At 69.4% G+C, this 21,905-nt stretch carries 18 protein-coding genes; 10 read left to right on the forward strand and 8 right to left on the reverse strand.

Annotation, left to right across the window (positions count from 1 at the left end; genetic code table 11):
- A partial coding sequence (locus EV699_RS18860; protein WP_132545734.1) for a hypothetical protein occupies positions 1–200 on the reverse strand: 200 nt, incomplete at its 3' end.
- Between the two features lie 830 nt (positions 201–1,030).
- Here EV699_RS18860 and EV699_RS18865 point away from each other — a divergent pair.
- The 9 genes from EV699_RS18865 (at position 1,031) to EV699_RS18905 (ending at position 13,608) form a co-directional block, all read left to right on the forward strand.
- Positions 1,031–5,833: an NAD-glutamate dehydrogenase gene (locus EV699_RS18865; protein ID WP_132545736.1), complete on the forward strand. Its 4,803-nt coding sequence runs from the start codon at positions 1,031–1,033 to the stop codon at positions 5,831–5,833.
- Between the two features lie 324 nt (positions 5,834–6,157).
- Positions 6,158–7,456 (forward strand): urea ABC transporter substrate-binding protein, encoded by a 1,299-nt coding sequence (gene urtA, locus EV699_RS18870; RefSeq protein WP_132545738.1) that lies wholly within the window; start codon positions 6,158–6,160, stop codon positions 7,454–7,456.
- 93 nt (positions 7,457–7,549) lie between these two features.
- Entirely contained in the window at positions 7,550–9,133 is a 1,584-nt protein-coding gene (gene urtB, locus EV699_RS18875) for an urea ABC transporter permease subunit UrtB (RefSeq protein ID WP_132545740.1), read from the forward strand.
- 3 nt (positions 9,134–9,136) lie between these two features.
- Complete coding sequence (locus tag EV699_RS18880; protein ID WP_132545742.1) at positions 9,137–9,361, forward strand: hypothetical protein; 225 nt, start codon at positions 9,137–9,139, stop codon at positions 9,359–9,361.
- A complete protein-coding gene (gene urtC / locus EV699_RS18885) occupies positions 9,358–10,455 on the forward strand; it encodes an urea ABC transporter permease subunit UrtC (RefSeq protein WP_132545744.1) in 1,098 nt (365 codons plus the stop codon). Before EV699_RS18880 ends, urtC begins: the two co-directional genes overlap by 4 nt.
- Positions 10,452–11,333 (forward strand): urea ABC transporter ATP-binding protein UrtD, encoded by an 882-nt coding sequence (gene urtD / locus EV699_RS18890; RefSeq protein ID WP_132545746.1) that lies wholly within the window; start codon positions 10,452–10,454, stop codon positions 11,331–11,333. Before urtC ends, urtD begins: the two co-directional genes overlap by 4 nt.
- Positions 11,334–11,368: 35 nt before the next feature.
- Positions 11,369–12,064 (forward strand): urea ABC transporter ATP-binding subunit UrtE, encoded by a 696-nt coding sequence (urtE, locus tag EV699_RS18895; RefSeq protein WP_132545762.1) that lies wholly within the window; start codon positions 11,369–11,371, stop codon positions 12,062–12,064.
- 104 nt (positions 12,065–12,168) lie between these two features.
- Complete coding sequence (locus EV699_RS18900) at positions 12,169–13,275, forward strand: patatin-like phospholipase family protein (RefSeq protein ID WP_165904209.1); 1,107 nt, start codon at positions 12,169–12,171, stop codon at positions 13,273–13,275.
- Between the two features lie 123 nt (positions 13,276–13,398).
- Positions 13,399–13,608: a YdcH family protein gene (locus tag EV699_RS18905; protein WP_132545750.1), complete on the forward strand. Its 210-nt coding sequence runs from the start codon at positions 13,399–13,401 to the stop codon at positions 13,606–13,608.
- Positions 13,609–13,695: 87 nt separating this feature from the next.
- Here EV699_RS18905 and EV699_RS18910 read toward each other — a convergent pair whose 3' ends face one another.
- The 7 genes from EV699_RS18910 to EV699_RS20365 form a co-directional block, all read right to left on the reverse strand.
- Complete coding sequence (locus tag EV699_RS18910) at positions 13,696–14,142, reverse strand: VOC family protein (RefSeq protein WP_132545752.1); 447 nt, start codon at positions 14,140–14,142, stop codon at positions 13,696–13,698.
- Between the two features lie 112 nt (positions 14,143–14,254).
- Complete coding sequence (locus tag EV699_RS18915) at positions 14,255–14,689, reverse strand: hypothetical protein (protein ID WP_132545754.1); 435 nt, start codon at positions 14,687–14,689, stop codon at positions 14,255–14,257.
- 209 nt (positions 14,690–14,898) lie between these two features.
- Positions 14,899–16,029, reverse strand: a complete 1,131-nt coding sequence (locus tag EV699_RS18920; RefSeq protein ID WP_424450045.1) for an AI-2E family transporter — start codon at positions 16,027–16,029, stop codon at positions 14,899–14,901.
- A gap of 69 nt (positions 16,030–16,098) precedes the next feature.
- Entirely contained in the window at positions 16,099–16,584 is a 486-nt protein-coding gene (locus EV699_RS18925; RefSeq protein WP_132545756.1) for a hypothetical protein, read from the reverse strand.
- A gap of 12 nt (positions 16,585–16,596) precedes the next feature.
- Complete coding sequence (locus EV699_RS18930) at positions 16,597–17,349, reverse strand: DUF2092 domain-containing protein (protein WP_132545758.1); 753 nt, start codon at positions 17,347–17,349, stop codon at positions 16,597–16,599.
- Between the two features lie 289 nt (positions 17,350–17,638).
- A complete protein-coding gene (locus EV699_RS20360) occupies positions 17,639–18,376 on the reverse strand; it encodes a transglycosylase SLT domain-containing protein (RefSeq protein ID WP_243662736.1) in 738 nt (245 codons plus the stop codon).
- A 24-nt stretch (positions 18,377–18,400) separates the two neighbouring features.
- Positions 18,401–19,156, reverse strand: coding sequence for a transglycosylase SLT domain-containing protein (locus EV699_RS20365; RefSeq protein WP_243662737.1), 756 nt, complete (start codon positions 19,154–19,156; stop codon positions 18,401–18,403).
- A gap of 426 nt (positions 19,157–19,582) precedes the next feature.
- On the opposite strand from EV699_RS20365, the gene EV699_RS18940 reads away from it, so the two are divergent.
- On the forward strand, positions 19,583–21,250 hold the full coding sequence (locus tag EV699_RS18940) for a SulP family inorganic anion transporter (protein WP_132545760.1): 1,668 nt from the start codon (positions 19,583–19,585) through the stop codon (positions 21,248–21,250).
- Positions 21,251–21,905: the final 655 nt, after the last annotated feature.

A 21,905-nucleotide genomic window follows, 5' to 3' on the forward strand; every position in this document is an offset into this window, starting at 1 on the left:
CAGTAGCTCTCGATGGGGGTGAGGGTGGCCAGCGTCTCGCGCACGCGGGCGTGGCGCTGGGTGTACTCGTCGCTGTCGGGGGCGAGTTCGAGCAGACGCCCGAGATCGTCGGTGAGGTGGATCCAGCCGTCCGAGCGCATCTCCCAGACGCTGCGATAGCGGTTCAACGAAACGCCTTTCTTCTTGGCGCGCTTGGCCATGTCTCCTCCGGGGTGGCGGCATCCCGCCGTCAGCGATGGGCACCGCTTCCGGCGGTGCTGAATGGGCAGGGAGTGGCTCATCGCCGTTTCGCCGCGAGGCGGGGCGGATTGCGCCGTCGGCCGATGGCGGTGGCGAAGCCGGCGATGCCGAGCTAAAGGATAGCCACCGACCGTTCGGAAATCGCACTCCCGTTTCGGCTGGCGCGATGTCGGGTGCGGGGCGCGTGTCACCGGCGCGTTGCACGCGCCCGGTGCGACGCGGCGGACGGTGGCGGCGCGACGTGCCGACCGCGGTGCGGAAGCGCTGCACGCGCCCGCTGCCCGGCTGCCTTGCCTCCGGCATCGCCAGCGGCGCTTGGGCGTTCCCGGGCGGGCTGTTCCCCGGCCGGATCCGCGGCTCGGGCCAGGGCTTCTGCTACAACTTCGGACGTGGCAGCGGCGCCCCGTTCCCGGCACCGGTGGGCCATCCCGGAGACACCCTGCCGTTCGGCCAGGGCAGCGGCCTCTGCGCCGGGCTGGCCGCCCGATCGTGGTGCTCGCCGTGCCGATGCCGCCGGAAACGCGCGGCAGGCTGCCCGCCGGGGTCGACCGGCGTCCGCAGCGCAGGCCGGTACTGCACTCTGCACGCCCCGGCATGGGCCGACGTGCACGCTGGCCTGCCCGGTTCCGGTGCGGCCGGCGGCCGATGTCACGAGCGATTTACACGGCGCCCGGATGCCGATCCACGGCGGCTACGCGCGACGGACGACGCCACTACACTCTGCGGCGCACCTCCAGGCATGCACCGATGCAGTGCATGCGCCCCACCCCATCCAAGGAGAACTGCCGGCATGTCGAATGGTTCGGCCGATAAGAAGGCGCAGCTCATCGAGCGCATCACCACCATCCTCGAGACCCGGCTGCCGGACGGCGCGGGTGCCCTCGCGGCGGACTTCGCACGCGTGTACTTCGACCGCGTACCGCCGGAGGACCTGGTCGACGACGACCCCGAGGACCTCTACGGCGCGGTGCTCGCGCACTGGAACCTGGTGCGCGGGGTGCGCCTCGGCGAGACCGTCGTGCGCGTCTACAACCCGACCTTCGAGGAGCACGGCTGGCGCTCGACGCACACGGTGCTCGACCTGGTGCTGCCGGACATGCCGTTCCTGGTCGACTCGGTGGGCATGGAGCTGAACCGCCACGGCTTCACGCTGCACCGGCTGTTCCACCCGGTGGTCAAGCTGGCGTCGGACGAGCACGGCGAACTCGCCCGGGTGCTGCCGCCGTCGGCGGGCGAGGGCGTGGCGCTGGCGGTGATGCACTTCGAGATCGACCGCGAGACCGACGCCGGCAAGCTGCGCCAGCTCGCCACCGACATCGAGCGCATCCTCGGCGACGTCAGCGCGGCGGTGGAGGACTGGCCGCGCATGCTGGCGCGCATGAACGAGATCGCCGAGGACCTCGACCCGGCCCGGCTGCCGGTGCCCGAGACCGAGGTCGAGGAGGTCTGCGCCTTCCTCGACTGGGCGGCCGACAACCATTTCACGCTGCTCGGCTACTGCGCCTACCTGCTGGCCGAGGTCGACGGCGAGCTGCTGCTGCAGCCCGAGCCCGGCACCGGCCTCGGCATCCGCCGCGCGGCGAACACCGCGACCTCCACCAGCTTCAACGCGCTGCCACCGGCGCAGCGGCGCATGGCGCTCGAACCGCGGCTGCTGGTGCTGACCAAGGCCAACGCGCACTCCACGGTGCACCGGCCGGTGCAGCTCGACTACATCGGCATCAAGCGCTTCGACGACGCCGGCCAGGTGATCGGCGAGTGGCGTTTCCTCGGCCTGTTCACCTCCAGCGCCTACCAGATGAGCCCGCTGAGCATCCCGGTGCTGCGCGCCAAGGTGCGCGCGGTGCTCGACCGCGCCGGCTTCGCCGCGGTCAGCCATTCGGGCAAGGCGATCAAGCACGTCCTCACCACCTACCCGCGCGACGAGCTGTTCCAGGCGACCGTCGACGAGCTCTACGAAGCCGCGATGGGCATCGTGCACCTGGAGGAGCGCCAGCGGCTGCGCCTGTTCATGCGCAAGGACGCCTTCGAGCGCCACGTCTCGGCGATCGCCTACGTGCCGCGCGACCGCTACAACACCGAACTGCGCGTGAAGATGCAGAACATCCTGATGGCGGCGCTCAACGGCACCAGCACCGACTTCGTCACCGAGTTCGGCGAGTCGGTGCTGGCGCGCGTGCTGATCACCGTGCGCACGGTGCCGGGGCAGATCCCCGAGTACGACGCCGCCGCGCTCGAACAGCGCATGACCGAGGCGATGCTGTCGTGGGAGGACGGCCTGCGCGCGGCGCTGCTCGACGAATGCGGCGAGGGCCCCGGCAACGCGCTGTTCAACCGCTACGGCGCGGCCTTCACCGCGGCGTACAAGGAAGACTTCGTGCCGCGCTCGGCGGTCGGCGACATCCTGCGCCTGGAGCGCGTGCGCGAGGGCGCACCGCTCGGCATCCACCTCTACCGCCCGCTGGAAACCCCGCAGGGGCTGCTGCGCTTCAAGCTCTACGGTCCGCAGCCGATCATCGCGCTGTCGGACGTGCTGCCGATGCTGGAGAAGATGGGGCTGAACGTGCTGGAGGCGCGCCCCTACGAGGTCGAGCCGCGTGACGCCCAGGCGCTGTGGGTGCTCGACTTCGACCTGCGCGAGGCCCCCGGCATCGAGGTCGACGTCGGCGCGGTGCGCGAGATCTTCCAGGACGCCTTCGCCCGCGTCTGGAACGGCAGCATGGAGAACGACGGCTTCAACCGCCTGGTGCTCGGCGCCGGCCTGGCGTGGCGCGCGGTGGTGATGCTGCGCGCCTACGCCAAGTACCTGCTGCAGACGCGGGCGCCGTTCTCGCAGGCGTACATGGAGGAGACGCTGGCGAAGCACGCCGGCATCACCGCGCAGCTCGCCGCGCTGTTCTTCGCGCGCTTCGACGTCGACGCCGACGACGCCGACCAGGCCGCGGCGCGGGTCGCGGGCATCGAGAGCGCGCTCGAGCAGGTCTCGGTGCTCGACGAGGACCGCATCCTGCGCCGCTTCCTCGGCGTGATCCTGGCGACGCTGCGCACCAACTTCTGCCAGACCGCTGCCGACGGTGGCCCCAAGGAATACCTGTCGTTCAAGTTCGACCCGTCGCAGGTGCCCGAGCTGCCGCTGCCGCGGCCGATGTTCGAAATCTTCGTCTACTCGCCGCGCGCCGAGGCGGTGCACCTGCGCTTCGGCAAGGTCGCGCGCGGCGGGCTGCGCTGGTCGGACCGCCGCGAGGACTTCCGCACCGAGGTGCTCGGGCTGGTCAAGGCGCAGCAGGTCAAGAACGCGGTGATCGTGCCGGTCGGCTCCAAGGGCGGCTTCGTCGTCAAGCGCCCGCCGGCCGAGCGCGAGGCGCTGATGGCCGAGGTGGTGCACTGCTACAAGACGCTGATCCGCGGCATGCTCGACCTCACCGACAACCTGGTCGGCGGCAGCGTGGCGCCGCCGCCGCGGGTGCGCCGCTACGACGCCGACGACCCCTACCTGGTGGTGGCGGCCGACAAGGGCACGGCGACCTTCAGCGACATCGCCAACGGCCTGGCGCGCGAGTACGGCTTCTGGCTCGATGACGCCTTCGCCTCGGGCGGCTCGGTCGGCTACGACCACAAGAAGATGGGCATCACCGCGCGCGGCGCCTGGGAGTCGGTGAAGCGCCAGTTCCGCGAACTCGACAAGGACATCCAGAACGAGGACTTCAGCGTCGTCGGCGTCGGCGACATGAGCGGCGACGTGTTCGGCAACGGCATGCTGCTGTCGCGCCACATCCGCCTGGTGGCGGCCTTCGACCACCGCCACATCTTCCTCGATCCCAGCCCCGACACCGCCACGAGCTTCGCCGAGCGCGAGCGGCTGTTCGCGCTGCCGCGCTCCTCGTGGGCCGACTACGACGCCAGCCTGATCAGCCCCGGTGGCGGCATCTACCCGCGCAGCGCCAAGTCGATCGCGGTCAGCCCCGAGGTGCGCGCGGTGCTCGACATCGACGCCGAGCGCCTGACGCCCACCGAGCTGATCTCGGCGATCCTCAAGGCGCCGGTCGAACTGCTGTGGAACGGCGGCATCGGCACCTACGTGAAGTCCTCCGAGGAGACCCACGCCGACGCCGGCGACCGCGCCAACGACGTCCTGCGCGTCAACGGCGCCGAGCTGCGCTGCAAGGTGGTCGGCGAGGGCGGCAACCTCGGCTTCACCCAGCGCGGGCGCATCGAGTACGCGCTGCGCGGCGGGCGCGTGTTCACCGACGCCATCGACAACTCGGCCGGCGTGAACTGCTCCGACCACGAGGTCAACATCAAGATCCTGCTCGGCCTGGTGGTCGCCGCCGGTGACATGACCGAGAAGCAGCGCAACGTCCTGCTCGCCGAGATGACCGACGAGGTCGCCTGGCTGGTGCTGCGTCAGAACGTGCTGCAGCCGCAGACGATCAACATCGCCGTGCGCGAGGCGCCGCAGCTGCTCGGCGACCACACCCGCGTGATCCGCCTGCTGGAGAAGGCCGGGCGCCTCAACCGCGCGATCGAGTTCCTGCCCGCCGACGACGAGATCGCCGAGCGCGAGGCCGCCGGGCGCGGGCTCACCGCCCCCGAGATCGCCGTGCTGCTCGCCTACTCGAAGATCGCGCTGTACGACGAGCTGCTGGCCTCCGACGTGCCCGAGGACCCGTACCTGCGCATGGTGCTGCGCTCGTACTTCCCGCGGCCGCTGCTCGAACGCTACGCCGAGGTGATGGACAGCCACCCGCTGAAGCGCGAGATCATCGCCACGGTGATCACCAACTCGATGCTCAACCGCATGGGCTCGACCTTCGCCTTCCGCGTCGGCGAGCAGTCGGGGGCGAGCTTCCCGGCGATCGCCCGTGCCTACACCGCGGCGCGCGAGATGTTCGATTCCACCCGCCTGTGGGACGCCATCGAGGCGCTCGACAACAAGGTGCCGGCGGCGCTGCAGCTCGACATGATCTCGCAGAGCCAGGACCTGCTGACCCGCGCCTGCCTGTGGCTGCTGCGCAACCGTCGCCAGCCGCTCGACATCGAGGGCACGGTGGCGCGTTTCGCGCCCGACATCTCGCGGCTGCTGTCGATGAAGGGGCTGATGCCGGGGGCGGCCGGCGAGCGCCTGCACCGCGATGCCGAGGCGCTGACCGCCGTCGGCGTGCCCGAGGACGTCGCCGAGTGGGTCGCGAGCCAGGACCCGCTCTACGCCACGCTCGACGTCATCGAGGTCGCCGCCAAGGCCGGGCTCGCGGCCGAGCAGGCCGCGCTGGTGTACTTCTCGCTGGTCGACCAGCTCGACCTCGACTGGCTGCGCCACGCCATCAGCGACCTGCCGACCACCACCCACTGGCAGAACCGCGCGCGCCACGCGCTGCTCGACGGGCTCTACACGCAGCAGCGTCGCCTCGCCGCCGGGGTGCTCAAGCACAGCGAGGGCGGCGGCGAGCCGGCGGACTGGCTGGCCGCGTGGGGGAGCCGCCACCAGGCCGGCATCGAGCGCCTGAAGTCGGTCACCACCGACCTCAAGGCCGCGAGCAAGATCGACCTCGCGATGCTGATGGTCGCGATCGGCGAGGTCGGCGCGGTCGGCTGAGCCTTCCCGCCCCGCGCCGGCACCGTGAATGCGCCCGGCGCGGATGCGCCGGCCGCTGCACCGTTTCAGCCCACATCACCGCCGCGGTCGCTGCCGCGGCTTTTTTCTGCACCGAAACGGGTCGCCATCGGTGCTCCCTGCACCGCCGCGAGGCGGTGGTCCCCGGGCCGGCGTGCGGCCGGCCCCGAAAAGCACCTGCAGGTATCTGATCGTCAAAGGTTTGTCGCGAGTGGCACAGGCCATGCTTCGGGCTTCCTGCCCGGTTTGACCCCGAGGGAGAGGGCGCCGGGCAGCAACAACCCCAAATAAGACGAGGCCCACCGCATGCGTTCGAAGTCCAAGACTTTTCTCCTCAGTAGCCTGGCTGCCGGTCTCGTGTTCGGGATGGCCGGCGCGCACGCGGCGGACACCATCAAGGTCGGCATCCTGCACTCGCTGTCGGGAACGATGGCCATCTCCGAGACGTCGCTGAAGGACGTCGCGCTGATGGCGATCGAGGAGATCAACGCCAAGGGTGGCCTGCTCGGCAAGAAGCTGGAGCCGGTGGTGGTCGACCCCGCCTCCAACTGGCCGTTGTTCGCGGAGAAGGCGCGCGAGCTGCTGCAGAAGGAGAAGGTCGCGGTGGTGTTCGGCTGCTGGACCTCGGTGAGCCGCAAGTCGGTGCTGCCGGTGTTCGAGGAGCTGAACGGCCTGCTGTTCTACCCGGTGCAGTACGAGGGTGAGGAGAGCTCGTACAACGTCTTCTACACCGGTGCGGCGCCCAACCAGCAGGCGATCCCGGCGGTCGAGTACCTGATGAGCGAGGAGGGCGGCGGCGCCAAGCGCTGGGTGCTGCTCGGCACCGACTACGTCTACCCGCGCACCACCAACAAGATCCTGCGCGCCTTCCTGCACGCCAAGGGTGTCGCCGACGACGACATCATGGAGACCTACACCCCGTTCGGGCACAGCGACTACCAGACCATCGTCGCCGACATCAAGAAGTTCGCCTCCGCCGGCAAGCGCACCGCGGTGGTCTCGACCATCAACGGCGACTCCAACGTGCCCTTCTACAAGGAGCTCGGCAACGCCGGCCTGAAGGCGACCGACGTGCCGGTGGTGGCGTTCTCGGTGGGTGAGGAGGAGCTGCGCGGCATCGACACCAAGCCGCTGGTCGGCCACCTCGCGGCGTGGAACTACTTCATGTCGATCGACGCGCCGGAGAACAAGGCGTTCATCGAGAAGTGGAAGGCCTACGTCGCCAAGAACAAGCTGCCGGGCGGCGACAAGCGCGTCACCAACGACCCGATGGAAGCCACCTACACCGGCATCAACATGTGGGCGCAGGCGGTGCAGCAGGCCGGCACCACCGAGGTCGACGCGGTGCGCCAGGCGCTCGGCTACCAGACCTTCAAGACCCCGTCGGGCTTCGTCGAGTCGCTCGACGCGAAGAACCACCACCTGCACAAGCCGGTGTACATCGCCGAGATCCAGGCCGACGGGCAGTTCAACATCGTCTGGAAGACCGAGGGTCCGATCCGCGCCCAGGCGTGGAGCCCGTACATCCCCGACAGCGCGAAGAAGGTCGCCGACTGGACCTACCCCTGGGTCTGCGGCAACTGCACCGAACCGAAGTTCAAGTAAGGGTCCGCGGGGGCCGGGCGGACCCGGCGGGTGCCCAGGCCCGCCCCCCGCCCGCGTCCCCGCATCTTGTCGACGCGTCATCTGGAGGCTCCGATGCCGATCCTGCTCCGGCTGACCGCGGCCGTCCTGCTGCTGTGCGCCGCCGTCGGCGCGCGTGCCGCCGATCCGGCCGTGGACCAGGCGCTGGCGAACCTCGCCGCCGATCCCAAGGCGCTGCGCGCCAGCGTCGAGGCCCTCGGTGGCGCGCGCGGCGACCCGCGTGCGCTGGCGGTGCTCGAAGCGCTGCGTGACGGACGCCTGTCGGTCGCCGGCGGCGAGGTGCTGATGCGCAGCGCCGACGGCCGCGTGCTGCGCGCCCGCGACGGGGCGGCGGTCGCCGAAGCGGGCAGCGCGTTCGGCCTCACCAACGCCCTGCGCCGCGGGCTCGGTACCGCCGTCGCCCGCCAGCAGTTGCTCGCGACCGACCCGCAGGTGCGCCTCGCCGCCGCCGGTGCGCTCGCCGAGCGCCCGAGCACGGAGGTCGAGGGGCTGCTGCGCGAGCTGCTCGCCACCGAAGCCGATGCGCGCGTGCGCAAGGCACTGGCGCTGGCGCTGGCGCCGCTCGATCTCGACAGCGCCGACAAGGCGCGCCGGCTCGCCGCCATCGGCGTGCTCGCCGAGGACGGCGAACTCGCCGCGCGCGGCCTGCTCGAACCGATCGCCCAGGGCCGGGACCCCGAGCTCGCGCAGGCCGCGCGCCGCGCGCTGTCGCGCATCGGCGAGCGCCAGTGGCTGCGCGACCAGTTCGGCAACCTGTTCTTCGGCCTGAGCCTCGGCAGCGTGCTGCTGCTGGCCGCACTCGGCCTCGCCATCACCTTCGGGCTGATGGGCGTGATCAACATGGCGCACGGCGAGATGCTGATGATCGGTGCCTACGCCACCTACGTCGTGCAGGGGCTGTTCCGCCAGTACCTGCCCGGCGCCTTCGACTGGTACCTGCTCGCCGCGCTGCCGGCGGCCTTCGTCGCCAGCGCCCTGGTCGGCGCGGCGATCGAGCGCACGGTGCTGCGCCACCTGTACGGCCGCCCGCTCGAAACCCTGCTCGCGACCTTCGGCATCAGCCTGATCCTGATCCAGACGGTGCGCGTGATCTTCGGCGCGCAGAACGTCGAGGTCGCCAATCCGGCGTGGCTGTCGGGCGGCATCGAGGTCGCCACCAACCTGGTGCTGCCGTACAACCGCCTCGCCACGATCGTCTTCGCGGTGCTGGTGCTCGCCGGGGTGTGGACGATCTTCCAGAAGACGCGCCTCGGCCTGCGCGTGCGCTCGGTGACGCAGAACCGCGGCATGGCGGCGGCGATGGGCATCGACACCCGCCGCGTCGACACGCTGACCTTCGCGCTCGGTTCGGGCGTGGCCGGCCTCGGCGGCGTGGCGCTGTCGCAGCTCGGCAACGTCGGCCCCGAGCTGGGGCAGGCCTACATCATCGATTCCTTCATGGTCGTGGTGCTCGGCGGGGTCGGCAAGCTCGCCGGCGCGGTCGCCGGTGCGCTCGGCCTGGGCGTGGTCAACAAGCTGCTGGAGCCCGCCGTCGGCGCCGTGCTCGGCAAGATCGCGCTGCTCGGCTTCATCATCCTGTTCATCCAGAAGCGTCCGCAGGGGCTGTTCGCCCTCAAGGGCCGTGCCGTGGAGAGCTGAGCCATGCCTACCCCGAGCGACCTCACCGTATCCGACCCCGACTTCGACCTGCTGTGTGCGGCGGGGCTGCGCGGCACGCGCCCGGCGCCGGCCTTCCTGCGCTACTGGCAGCCGACCTTCCCCGGTGCCGGCACGCTGCCCGGCTCGCCGATCCGCCAGGCGCACGCCGACGCCCGCCAGGCGGCCGAGGCCGCGCGCGCCGGCAAGCTGCCGGGAGGGCGGCGATGAGGTCGCTGCACACCCCGCGCGGCTGGGCGGTGTTCGCCGCGCTCGCCGCGACGCTGCTCGCAGGCGTGCCGCTGCTCAACGCCCTGCCGGCCGACAGCGCGCTGCACCTGCCCGACTACCTGATCCCGCTGATCGGCAAGTTCTGCTGCTACGCGCTGGTGGCGCTGGCGATGGACCTGATCTGGGGCTACACCGGCATCCTCAGCCTCGGCCACGGCGCGTTCTTCGCGCTCGGCGGCTACGCGATGGGCATGCACCTGATGCGCGCGATGGCGGGCGAGGGGGTGTACCGCTCCGAGCTGCCCGACTTCATGGTGTTCCTGAACTGGAAGGAGCTGCCGTGGTTCTGGCACGGCTTCGAGCACTTCGGCTTCGCCCTGCTGATGGCGCTGCTGCTGCCGGCGCTGCTCGCCTTCGTGTTCGGCTGGTTCGCCTTCCGCTCGCGCATCAAGGGCGTGTACTTCTCGATCATCACCCAGGCGCTGACCTTCGCGCTGATGCTGCTGTTCTTCCGCAACGAGACCGGCTTCGGCGGCAACAACGGCCTGACCGATTTCAAGCGCCTGCTCGGCTTCGCGCTCGCCGATCCGGCGGTCAAGCTCGGGCTGTACCTGCTGTCGGCGGCGACGCTGCTCGGCGTCTACCTGCTGGCGCGGGCGATCGTGCGCTCCAAGTTCGGGCGCGTGCTCACCGCGATCCGCGACGCCGAGAGCCGCACGATGTTCTGCGGCTACGAGCCGCTGTACTACAAGCTCGCGGTGTGGACGCTGTCGGCGGTGCTGTGCGGGCTCGCCGGTGCGCTCTACGTGCCGCAGGTCGGCATCATCAACCCGAGCGAGATGGCGCCGACGCAGTCGATCGAGATGGCGGTGTGGGTCGCGGTCGGCGGGCGCGGCACGCTGATCGGCGCCATCACCGGCGCGGCGGTGGTCAACGGCCTGAAGAGCTGGTTCACCGCCGCGGCGCCCGACCTCTGGCTGTACGCGCTCGGCGGGCTGTTCATCGGCGTCACGCTGTTCCTGCCCGAAGGGCTCACCGGGCTCGCCGCGCGCCTGCGCCGCCGCCCGGCGCCGCTCGCGGAGGCCCGCCCATGAACGCGCCCAGGCCGAAGCTCGAACCGCTGGAGCGCCACCCGCTGTTCGTGCCCTACGACGTGCCGCTGGCGACGGCCGCGGAGCGCGAGGTGTTCGCCGCCGACGTGCGCGACCGCCCGGTGCCCGACGTCAGCCACGGGCCGATCCTCTACCTCGAGGGCGTCAGCGTCAGCTTCGACGGCTTCAGGGCGCTCAACGAGCTGTCGCTGTACATCGACGACGGCGAGCTGCGCTGCATCATCGGCCCCAACGGCGCCGGCAAGACCACGATGATGGACGTGATCACCGGCAAGACCCGCCCCGACGTCGGCCAGGTGTTCTTCGGCCAGACCACCAACCTGCTGGAGCTGCGCGAGGCCGAGATCGCCCAGCTCGGCATCGGCCGCAAGTTCCAGAAGCCGACCGTGTTCCAGGGCCACAGTGTGTTCGAGAACCTCGAACTGGCGATGAAGGCCGACAAGCGCGCGCGTACCAGCCTGTTCGCGCGCCTCAGCGGCGAGCAGCGCGACCGCATCGCCGAGGTGCTCGCCACCGTCGGCCTGCTCGGCTGCGAGGCCACCCTCGCCGGCACGCTGTCGCACGGCCAGAAGCAGTGGCTGGAGATCGGCATGCTGCTGATGCAGGACCCGCGCCTGCTGCTGGTCGACGAGCCGGTCGCCGGCATGACCGAGCAGGAGACCGAGCAGACCGCGGCGCTGCTGACCTCGCTCGCCGGCCGCCACTCGGTGGTGGTGGTCGAGCACGACATGGCCTTCGTGCGCTCGATCGCGCGCAAGGTCACCGTGCTGCACGAGGGCCACGTGCTCGCCGAGGGCGACATGGACGCGATCCAGGCCGACCCGAAGGTGATCGAAGTCTATCTGGGGGAGGGCGCCTGATGTCCGCCGTACCGTCGCCCGGCGCCGCCGAGGACCTGCTCGCGGTCAGCGGTGCCAATCTCTACTACGGCCAGAGCCACATCCTCTGGGACGTCGACCTCGCCGTGCGCAAGGGCTCGTGCACCTGCCTGATGGGGCGCAACGGCGTCGGCAAGACCACCCTGCTGAAGGCCATCATGGGGCTGCTGCCGCTGCGCTCGGGGCAGGTGCGCTTCGGCCGCGACGAGCTCGCCGGGCGCCCGGCGCACCTGCGCGCGCGCCTCGGCATCGGCTACGTGCCGCAGGGGCGCGAGATCTTCCCGCAGCTCACCGTGCTCGAGAACCTGCAGGTCGGGCTCGGCATCCGCGCCGCCGGCCCGGCGCAGGTGCCCGAGCGCATCTTCGAGCTGTTCCCGATCCTCAGGCAGTTCCTGCACCGGCGCGGCGGCGACCTGTCGGGCGGCCAGCAGCAGCAGCTCGCGATCGGCCGCGCGCTGGTGCTCGACCCGACGCTGCTGATCCTCGACGAGCCGAACGAGGGCATCCAGCCCAACATCGTGCGCGAGATCGGTGACATCATCATCCGCCTGAACCGCGAAGCCGGCCTGACCGTACTGCTGGTCGAGCAGAAGCTGCCCTTCGCGCGCCGCCTCGGCACCGACTTCGTGGTGATGGAAAAGGGCCGCGCGGTCGCCAGGGGCGCGATGGACGCACTCACCGACGAGGTGGTGCGGCAATACCTGGCGGTGTGACCGGCGTCACCGGCGTGTCATGCGCCGGTCGCCCGAGTGTCATGCGCCGCACGGACGATGGGGGCGGTCGTCACCGCCCCGGTAACGAGGAGAGGCAGTCAAGCATGAACGCAAGCGGCGACCGTCAGGTCATCCTGGTGTTGCAGGGCGGGGGCGCGCTCGGCGCCTACCACATCGGCGCCTGCAAGGCGCTGGCCGAGGCCGGCTACGAGCCCGACTGGGTCACCGGCATCTCGATCGGGGCGATCAACGCCTGCATCGTCGCCGGCAACCCGCCGGCGCAGCGGCTGGCGGCGCTGGAGGCGCTGTGGCAGGACATCTCGCGCCCCGACGGCTGGGGCGAGGTGCTGTCGGGGCCGGCGCTACGCCTGTTCAACACCGGCAGCGCGATGGAGGCGCTGCTGGTCGGCCAGCCCAACTTCTTCGTCCCGCGCGTGCCCAACCCGCTGTTCGCCCCCACCGGCACCGTCGAGGCGACCAGCTTCTACGACACCTCGCCGCTGCGCGACACGCTGCTGCGCCACGCCGACTTCGCCCGCATCAACGCCCGCACCACCCGCCTGAGCCTGGGCGCGACGCGGGTCACCACCGGCGAGCTGGTGTTCTTCGACAACGCGCGCCAGCCCCTGGCCCCCGAGCACGTGATGGCGAGCGGCTCGCTGCCGCCCGGCTTCCCGGCGACCGCAGTCGACGGCGAGCTGTACTGGGACGGCGGCTGCGTCTCCAACACCCCGCTCGAAGCCGTGCTGCACGATCCGCCGGCCGGCGATGCGCTGGTGTTCATGATCGACCTGTGGAACCCGTGCGGCCCCGCGCCCGGCTCGATCGACGAGGTCACCTGGCGGCAGAAGCAGATCCAGTACGCCAGCCGCACCACGCACCACATCGAGGTCGTCGCCCGCCAGTTCAACCTGCAGCGCCGCGTCGCGCTCGCCGGCGCCGCCCCGGCCGACCCCGCGGTGCCCGACGCCCCCGATCTCGTCAGCGGCCGGCTCGACATCGTCCACGTGGTCTACCAGCCGTCGGCCGAGGAGGTCTCGAACAGCGACGCCGAGTTCTCGCGGCCGTCGATCGAGCGGCGCAGCGCCGCCGGTTACCACGACATGCACGCCGCGCTGGCGCAGGCGCCGTGGACCGTCAAGCACGCCGCCGCGGTCGGCAGCATGGTCCACCGCTTCACCGCCGGCGCGATGAGCAGCCGCGTATACTGAAGGCCCGAAGCGGGGTTCGGCACGTCGCGCGCGGCCGTACCCCGCACCCCTTGCGCAGCACTCGAAAGCCCCCGCGCAAGGGGCTACCATTCTGCGCGCCGTCCCGCCGGGGGGAGCTGCGCCATGAAGACCGAGCAAGAAATCGAAGCCCTGCGCCTGCGCCTCGCCGCGTTCAGGCTCGAACACCGCGACCTCGACGACGCCATCGCCCACCTGCTCGAACGCCCCTACGTCGACCAGATGCAGCTCACCCGCATGAAGAAGCGCAAGCTCGCGCTGAAGGACGCCATCACCCGCATCGAGGATCAGCTGATCCCCGACATCATCGCCTGAGCGCTTCGGCGCCGGCCGCCCCTGCTCTTCGCGACGCGATCGGGCCGAACCACCGATCCGGCCACGCCTGCCGGAGAGACCCCGCGCTCAACCCGCCGGTCCGGGCCAGTGCTCGTGGCGCTCGCGGCGTTCCTGCCGGTAGTTGGTGAGTTCGAGGCGGATGCCGTCGGGGTCCTCGAAGAAGGTCGCCACGTAGTCGCTCGCGTATTCCGGGTAGTGCCGTGCCGCGCTGGCGGCGATCCCGAGCGCCCGCAACCGGCTCGCCGCCGCCTCGACGTCGGCTGCCGAGTCCACGCGCAGGCAGAGGTGGTGCAGGCCCGGCGCGTAGGGCTCGTGCCGCGCCGCCACCCGCGCCGGCCGCAGCACCAGGCCGAAGTGCCGGTTGAAGTACTGGATGTGCGGCTCGCCGGCGAGGGCGAAGGCGTTCTTGCGAAACCCCAGCGTGTCGATCATCACGCGGTCGTAGAAGGCCTCCGACCGGTCGAGGTCCGACACCGCGAGATAGAGGTGATCGATGCCCAGCACGTCGGTCATGGCGGGTTCCGTCGGTGGTGGGGGGCCGGTGTGACCCGTTTCAGCCGGCCGCCGCTGGCGAGCCCCAACCTTAGGTCACGCGGCACGGCCGCGCCTGTGGCGGGGCCGGAGGCTACAGGTGGAGGTGGCGGAAGCCGACGATGACGAACGCCAGCGAGCCGACGGCGAAGGCCGCGAGCATGACGCCGTACACGGGCCAGGGATGCTGGGCGAGGCGCCTGAACCACTGCCGATGGCCGCTGCGCACCAGCACGCCCCACGCCTCCCCGCGGGCTTCGAGGAAGCGCACCGCGAGATACTGGTAGAAGGCGCCGGCGAGGGCCGATACCAGCCAGCCGCACCAGGCCACCACCAGCGGGACATCCACCGATGCCGACACCTGCGCATCCGCGACCTTCTCCAGGAAGGTGACCGAGAGCACCAGCGCGCCCAGGCTGAGCTGGCTGTAGGTCTTCGCGGTATCACCGTAGGCGGCCATGACCTTGCGCTCTTCCTCCAGCGCTTCCTGGGCATCGAGGCCGTCGGGTTTCACGGGATGATTCGGCATGGCGCCTCCGGGGCGGGGTGGAAGCCGTTCGACGCCCGGGCGGGCAAGCGCCGACGGCGGGCCGCGGCCGGGGGAGGGCCTGCACGGTGCCGCGGCGAGCAGGGCCGGCGCTTCCGCGGCACGCGTTCCACGTTCCGTCACCTCACGGATAGCCCTGCGGCTATGGGGCGGGATATCGCCCTGGATATCGAAGTGATGGACACCGGGCCTCAGCGGATCGAGGGGATGTCGCCCGCCTGTCCGGAACGCCCGGCATCCGGATCCGCATCCACCCAGCCCATGAAGATCTGGTAGCCGAGGGCCAGCAGCGTCGCACCGACGAACATGCCGAGGATGCCGGCGTTGGCCATGCCGCCGAGCGCGCCCAGCAGGATGACCGGCATCGGCGCGTCGACGCCGCGGCCCAGCATCAGCGGCTTGAGCACGTTGTCGACCGTGCCCGAGACGACGAGCAGCGCCGTGTACGTGATGGCCTCGACGTTCCCGTAGTTGCCACTCGTCCAGATATAGACGATGGCAGGCAAGGTCACGAGCAGTGCCGGCAACTGCGCGATGGCGAGCACCAGGACGATGACGGCGAGGACGGCGGCCCACGGTACGCCGGCGAGGAGCAGGCAGAGGCCGACGATGATGGCCTGGATGAAGGCCACGCCGATCACGCCCTGGGCGACCGCGCGGATCGTGGCCGCGGACAATCGGGCAATTTCCGCGCCGCGCGAACTGCCCGCGACGCGCGCGAAAATGGCACCGCTGCCGCGTTCCCCCGCTTCGCCGAAAGCCATGATGATGCCGGCGAGGATGAAGGCGGCCAGGAACTGCAGCAGTCCGCCACCGATGCTGGCCACGAAGCCGAGTGCCGACTTGGCGAGGTCGCCGATCTTCGGCTGCAGGCTCTGCACCAGCGCCGGGAGATCGGCATGCGCCTGGGCCCAGAACGCATGCAGTTTCTTGCCGACGATCGGCCATTCCGCCACCCCGTCGCGCGGCGCGGGAATCTGCAGGGTGTTGTTCTGCACGTCCTCGATGAGCCGGTGCACCGAGTCGCCCAGCGAACTCATCAGCACCGAGGTCGGTGCGACGATCAGCAGGATGCCGAGGAGCACCAGCACGCTCGACGCGAGCCCCTGCCTGCCGCCCATGCGGGTGGCGATCGACTGATGCAGCGGGTAGAGGCTGATCGCCAGGATCAGCGCCCAGACCATCAGGGTCAGGAACGGCGACAGGACCTGGAGGGAGAGCATGACCATCGCCAGGATGAGACCGGCGCGGATGAGGACATCCAGCAGCCGGGATGCCAGGCGCTGCTCAAGTGCTGTATCGGGCTCGTCGTGCATGTTCATGGCCCCCCGGAGCGTGCGCTTCCGACCGTTCACATGGAGGCCGGCGTGCCCGGCCTCCGGCCGAACCCATCAATACGGCGGGTTGACCACCACGTACTGGCTGCCCTGCGGCTGGTACCAGGTGCTGCCGCACTGCTGGTAGACGATGCCGCCGTAGTTGACCGGAACGCAGTTGGCCGGGACCGTGCGCACCATCGACCCGATGATGGCGACCGTCGCCGTGACCGCCGCCGCGGTGGCGACCGGGTGATAGTCGTCGTCCCAGCCGCCACAGCAGCCACCGTGGTTGTCGACGTCGACATTCACGTTGCGATTGACGTTGCGATTGACGTTGCGGTTCGAGTTGACGTTATTCACGCTGGTGTTGCGCACGTTATTGGTGCGCACGTCGCGCCGGCTGCTGTCGATCTGCCGGCTGCCAGCCGCACTGGCACGCGCACCCCCCCCACCCCCCCGTCCCGCGTCGCGCGCTTCCGCGATCGGAGCCAGGGCGAAACTGGCCAGCACGAGCGTCGCCAATGGAACCGCAAGCCACTTGTTGAATGCGCTTTTCATGATGGTGCTCCCTTATTTCCTGACTAGCGGGCGAAGCTCGACGGCGGTGCTGCCCTTGGGGGGAGTGAACGTGAAGGCGGCATCCTTGAACGCCGGCTTCAGATTCCAGCTGATCAGCGTGACCGATTGCGGACGGGCCTCGTCGGCACGGTTGGTGATCACGAGTTTGCGCGGCAGCGGCTTGGTGCCGGCAGTGATCCAGATCTGCCAGTCGATGTCACCCTGACGGAAGGCGTAGTGGTCGCAGAGATCGTCACCGATGAAATCCTGGCCGGCGTTCATCGCGGATTCGATCTTGTCGAGCGCCGCCGCCGGGGTGCCCCAGGTAAAGAGGTCATACAGCGGAATCTCGACGCCGTAGCGTTCCTCCAGCTTGGCGACGAGCACGCTGAGAGGGTCGCTGAATTCGACCGACGAATAGTATTTCTGCTGTGGTGCGTAGAGCGTGACCGTCTTCCCGTCGTAGTAGATCTCGCGCTGGGCGCGGGCGTTATGGATGCGGGCGCGAAGGTGATGCGGTGGCACGACGTCGAGTTCCGCCGCGGCGGCATGCTGCAGCTTCTGGCCATCGGCAAGGACGCGTTCACCCGTCAGTTCGGTCGAGATCGAGTAGCGCTTCATGGCGCGCAGATAGGCGCCCATGTCTTTGAGGGCCTGGACGGACGCCGGATCGACCGGGTTCTGGCTGGCTGGCGCGGTTTCCGCGTGGACGCCGGGTGCCGCGAGCGCCAGTACCAGCAACGGCAGCGCGAGTGTCTTCAACATCACATCAATCTCCCTTGGTTGGGCGCATCGGGGATGGCGGGTCAAGCGGCCGAAACGCGTTCATTTTTGATCAGAACGGCGATTCGAGCGGGATCCATCGGTGACGTGGATCAATCGGGTGGTGATTCGTCTGTCCAAGCAGGCTGCCGGGAATGCGTGAATCAAGCGCGGGTGTCGTGTTCGGTCGTGCCAGGAGCGGTATCCGCGCCCGCGCGCGGTAACGCCTGCTACGTTACCGCCCGGCCGGTAGTCCCCAAACATCGATCTTCGGCTCCGTCGACTCAATGGGTTAGTTCTTCACCGGCACGACTTCCTGCTTCAGCTTTTCGGTGGCGAGCCTCGCATCGGTCGTCAAGCGGTACGCAGCGTAGTATTTGAAGATGTTGCGCACGTAGGTCGTCGTTTCGATGCCGATCTTTTCCGCGGTGACGATCTCCACGTTGTTGAACCACTGGTTCGGATCGAGCCCGCGCTTCTCGGCTTCCGTACGCATCTTGGCGACGTTCCCGGGTCCGCAGTTGTAGCTCGCGAATGCGAACAGCGTGCGGTTCTGCTCGTCGAACTTCGCGTCCGGGAAGTGCTTGGTCATGAGCTGGTCCATGTACTTCGCGCCGGCATGGATGTTCGGTTCGGCCTGACGAATGTTACCGACCTTGAGCTCCGTGCCCGTCGCAGGCATCAACTGCATGATGCCGATCGCGCCGACGGCGCTCTTGGCCGACTGGTTGAGCGCCGACTCCTGGTAGCCCTGTGCCGCCAGCATCAAGGGATCGAACTTGTACTGTTGGCCGTACTTCGAGAACACGGCGATCAGCGCCTCGAAGCGCTTCTGATCTTCGCTGGCCGTCGCGTTGTGCAGAACCTTGACGCGGCTCATGTACTCCTTCTGCACTCTGGCGCCGATGGTCCCCTGCTGCTTGGCGAACTGCGCATAGAACTCGTTCAGCTCGGCGGCCAGCTTGGGGCTCTGCTTGCGCAGTGCCCAACCCACCCTGGTCTTGGGGCGCATGACGATCTCGTCGTGCACTTGCACCTTCGGCAGCAGCTGCGCTCAGGCCTTGGCCTTCCAGTCGTCGACGACGATCGCCTGCAGCAGGCCGACATTGACCATCTCCAGCAGGTCCTCGTCTTCCAGCGCGTCCGGCACGAGGCCGATGTCGACCGGTGGCTTGCCTTCCGCCTTGAACCGCTCGTTCAGCGCGAGCAGGCTCAGGTAGTAGCTGGAGGCCTTGCGAACGTGCACGGTCTTGCTCGACAGGTCGTCGATGGATGCGATGACCGGCGCTGTCGGACCGGTGACCACGATTTCGGTACTGACCGCGGTCTCGTCGGGCGCGACGAAGTCGACATCCTTCGCCAGTTCGTCCAGAACCTTGATGTTGCCCACTGCCACGTCGGCGCGGCCCTCCAGCAGATCGTCGCGCAGGCGGTCTCGCGTGGCCGCGACGACGAACACCGTGATGGGGCGCTGGTCGAGCTGTTTGTCGTACTTCTTGTTCAACCAGCGCTCGAACGCGCGGATGAGCTGTGCCGAGATCCCGCGTTCCCGGCCCTTGTCGACGAAGTAGAGGGAACGGCTGTAGGGCACGTAGATGCGGACCGCCCGCCGCTCGAGCATGCCGTCGAAGTCGCCTTTCCAGGGCTTCGTCGTGATCTCGAGCTGCCGCGCCTCGGCGGCCGAGTTCGCTTGAGCATCGGCAGCATCCTTGGGTTCTTCCGCCGCGTTCGCCCGGTGCGATGGCCAGCCGACGCTCAACGCCGCGACGACGGCCAGGACGGATGCCACCGCAGATTTTGTGAGCTTCATGGGTGCCTCCAAGAGTGGCAACGCCGCGACGGCCGGCCACGCAGCCGCCGTCCACCCTCCCAGCTTCCTATTGATCGACTCTAGCAGTTACGGCCGCGGGGCCTTTGACGAATCTCAAGTGTGCGGCGACTTCCGTGAACTCGGCTGGAATGCCTGGTACGGGGCCCACGAGTTGATGTGATGGGCAGCGCCGCGATTCCACCAATGCAATTGACAGCAGTCAAAGATGCCGGAGACGCAAGGTTCAATACTGTTTTGTGATGTGATCGATGGTTTGCAGTCTGCGATCGTTTCGGGGTGGGGTCGCTGCGTCGACGCGGTGACGCGGTGACGTCGCGTCCGTGGGGCAAGAGACACGTATTATCTTCGATGCTCTGAAGGAGCATCAATTGTCAGCGCACAACCGCGACGGTCTGAGAGAGAACCATGACTTCCATAGCCGCTCCTACCGCGCAAGCGACCCGCGGTCTGCGACAGGATCTCGTCGCCGGCCTCACCGCAGCCACCGTCGTCCTGCCCAAGGCGATGGCCTACGCCACGGTGGCCGGGCTGCCGGTGGCCGTGGGCGTATACACGGCCTTCGTCCCGATGCTGGTCTATGCACTGCTCGGCACCTCGCGCGTGCTGAGCGTCAGTTCGACCGCGACGCTGGGGATCCTGGCCGGCGCGCAGCTTGCCGCTGTGGTGCCGGACGGGGATGCGGGCCGGATGCTGACCGCGCTGGCAACCCTGACCGTGCTCACCGGCGTACTGCTGCTGGCCGCATCGGTGCTGCGGCTGGGCTTCGTCGCCGACTTCATCTCGACGCCCGTGCTCACCGGCTTCAAAGCCGGCATCGGTCTGGTGATCGTGCTCGATCAGGCGCCCAAGCTGCTGGGCATTCACATCACCAAGGTGGACTTCTTCCACGACCTGGCGAGCCTCGCGCAACACCTGCCCGAGACGTCCGCGCTCACGCTCGCGGTGGCGGTGGCCACGCTGGTCGCGCTGCTGGTGATGGAACGGCTCAAGCCGCACTCGGCGGCGCCACTGCTCGCCGTGGGCGGCGGCATCGCGGCGTCGTGGTACTTCGGGCTGGGCGGGCGCGGCGTGTCGACCGTCGGCACGATCCCGCAGGGCCTGCCGTCGATCACGCTGCCCGACCTGGCCCTGGTGATGCAGTTGCTGCCGGGTGCGCTGGGTATCGCGCTGATGAGCTTCACCGAATCGATCGCTGCCGGGCGTGCATTCGCGACCGTCTCAGACCCACCGATCCACGCCAACCGCGAACTGCTGGCCACCGGCGCGGGCAATCTCGCAGGCGGCCTGCTCGGGGCGATGCCTGCCGGTGGCGGTACGTCGCAGACCTCGGTGGTGCGTTCGGTCGGCGGTAGCAGCCAGAAGGCCTCGCTCGTCACCGTGGCCATCGCGCTGGCAACGATGCTGTTCCTCGGCCCGCTGCTCAGCCTGCTGCCGAACGCCGTGCTGGCCGCGGTCGTGATCGTCTACTCGATCGGGCTCATCCAGCCGTCGGAGTTCCGCGCGATTCGCAGCGTGCGGCGCATGGAGTTTCGGTGGGCGCTGGCGGCCTTTGCCGGGGTGCTGATCTTCGGCACGCTGCAGGGCATCGTGGTGGCGATCGTCGTCTCGCTGATCGGACTCAGCAGCCAGGTGGCCCATCCCAACGTCTACGTGATCGGTCGCAAGCGCGGTGCCGACGTACTGCGGCCGGTCGATCCCGACCAGAAGGAACATCCGGACGACGAAACCTTCGAGGGCCTGCTGATCCTGCGCCCCGAGGGCAGGCTGTTCTTTGCCAACGCCAAGCAGGTCGGTGAGCGCATCCAGGCGCTGATTGCCCAGCACCGGCCACGTGTCGTGGCGCTGGACATGAGCCGGGTATTCGACATCGAGTACTCGGCGCTGCAGATGCTCATCGAAGGCGAGAAACGCGCCACCGAGGCCGGTGCAACGGTCTGGTTCGCCGATCTGAGCCCGAGCGTGATGGAAAGCCTGCGTGCCGCGGGGATGGTGGAGCGGCTGGGTCCGGAGCGCCTGCTGCCGAACGCGCGTGCGGTGATCCAGAAGTTCCAGGGCATGGCGGATGCCGGCTAGGGCCCTCGCCTGCCGTTCGCGCCTTCGCCCACAAGTCGGCCTTCTTCATCGTCGCGGGATCAACTCGTGCAGCTTGGTTGGTGCTCTGGCATGCGCAGCCATCCCACGACGCCGATGGCCCATGGGGCATCGGCGTCGTCGTTTCCGGCGGCTGGTACCGACCGCTGCCGCGGCGCCGTCGAGGGCGGGCGCAGGGCGACCGAACCACGGCGGGCCGTAGGTCGAGGGCGGCATCGCGGTGGTCGAACCACGGGGTGCGGTAGGTCGATGGCAAGGCCGGGACGGTCGGACCACGACGTCGGGCAGGTCGATGGCCACGTCGGCGTGGTTGAGCCACGACGGCCGCGTGGGGCGCTGGCCACTGCGACGCGATCGGACCACGGCGCCTGGTGGCCCGATGGCGACATCGGGGCCGGCGCACCACGCTGCGTGGTGGTCGAACGGCCAGGCGGCACGGGCCGACGGCAGGGAGGGAGTGGTCGGACCGCGGTGGACGGTGGGTCGATGGCCGCGCCGGAGGGAGCGATGGGGGTAGGGGCGCAAAGAACCCTCACCTTCAACCCCTTGTATCTTCGAGATGACGATAGTGGAGTGTTCACTGTGCGCATGGACGCGGGGAGGGCCTTCCCTCGTCCATGCGCCTGCGTGTGGCGGC

This window comes from Plasticicumulans lactativorans (genome assembly GCF_004341245.1).
Classification (GTDB): Bacteria; Pseudomonadota; Gammaproteobacteria; order Competibacterales; family Competibacteraceae; genus Plasticicumulans_A; species Plasticicumulans_A lactativorans.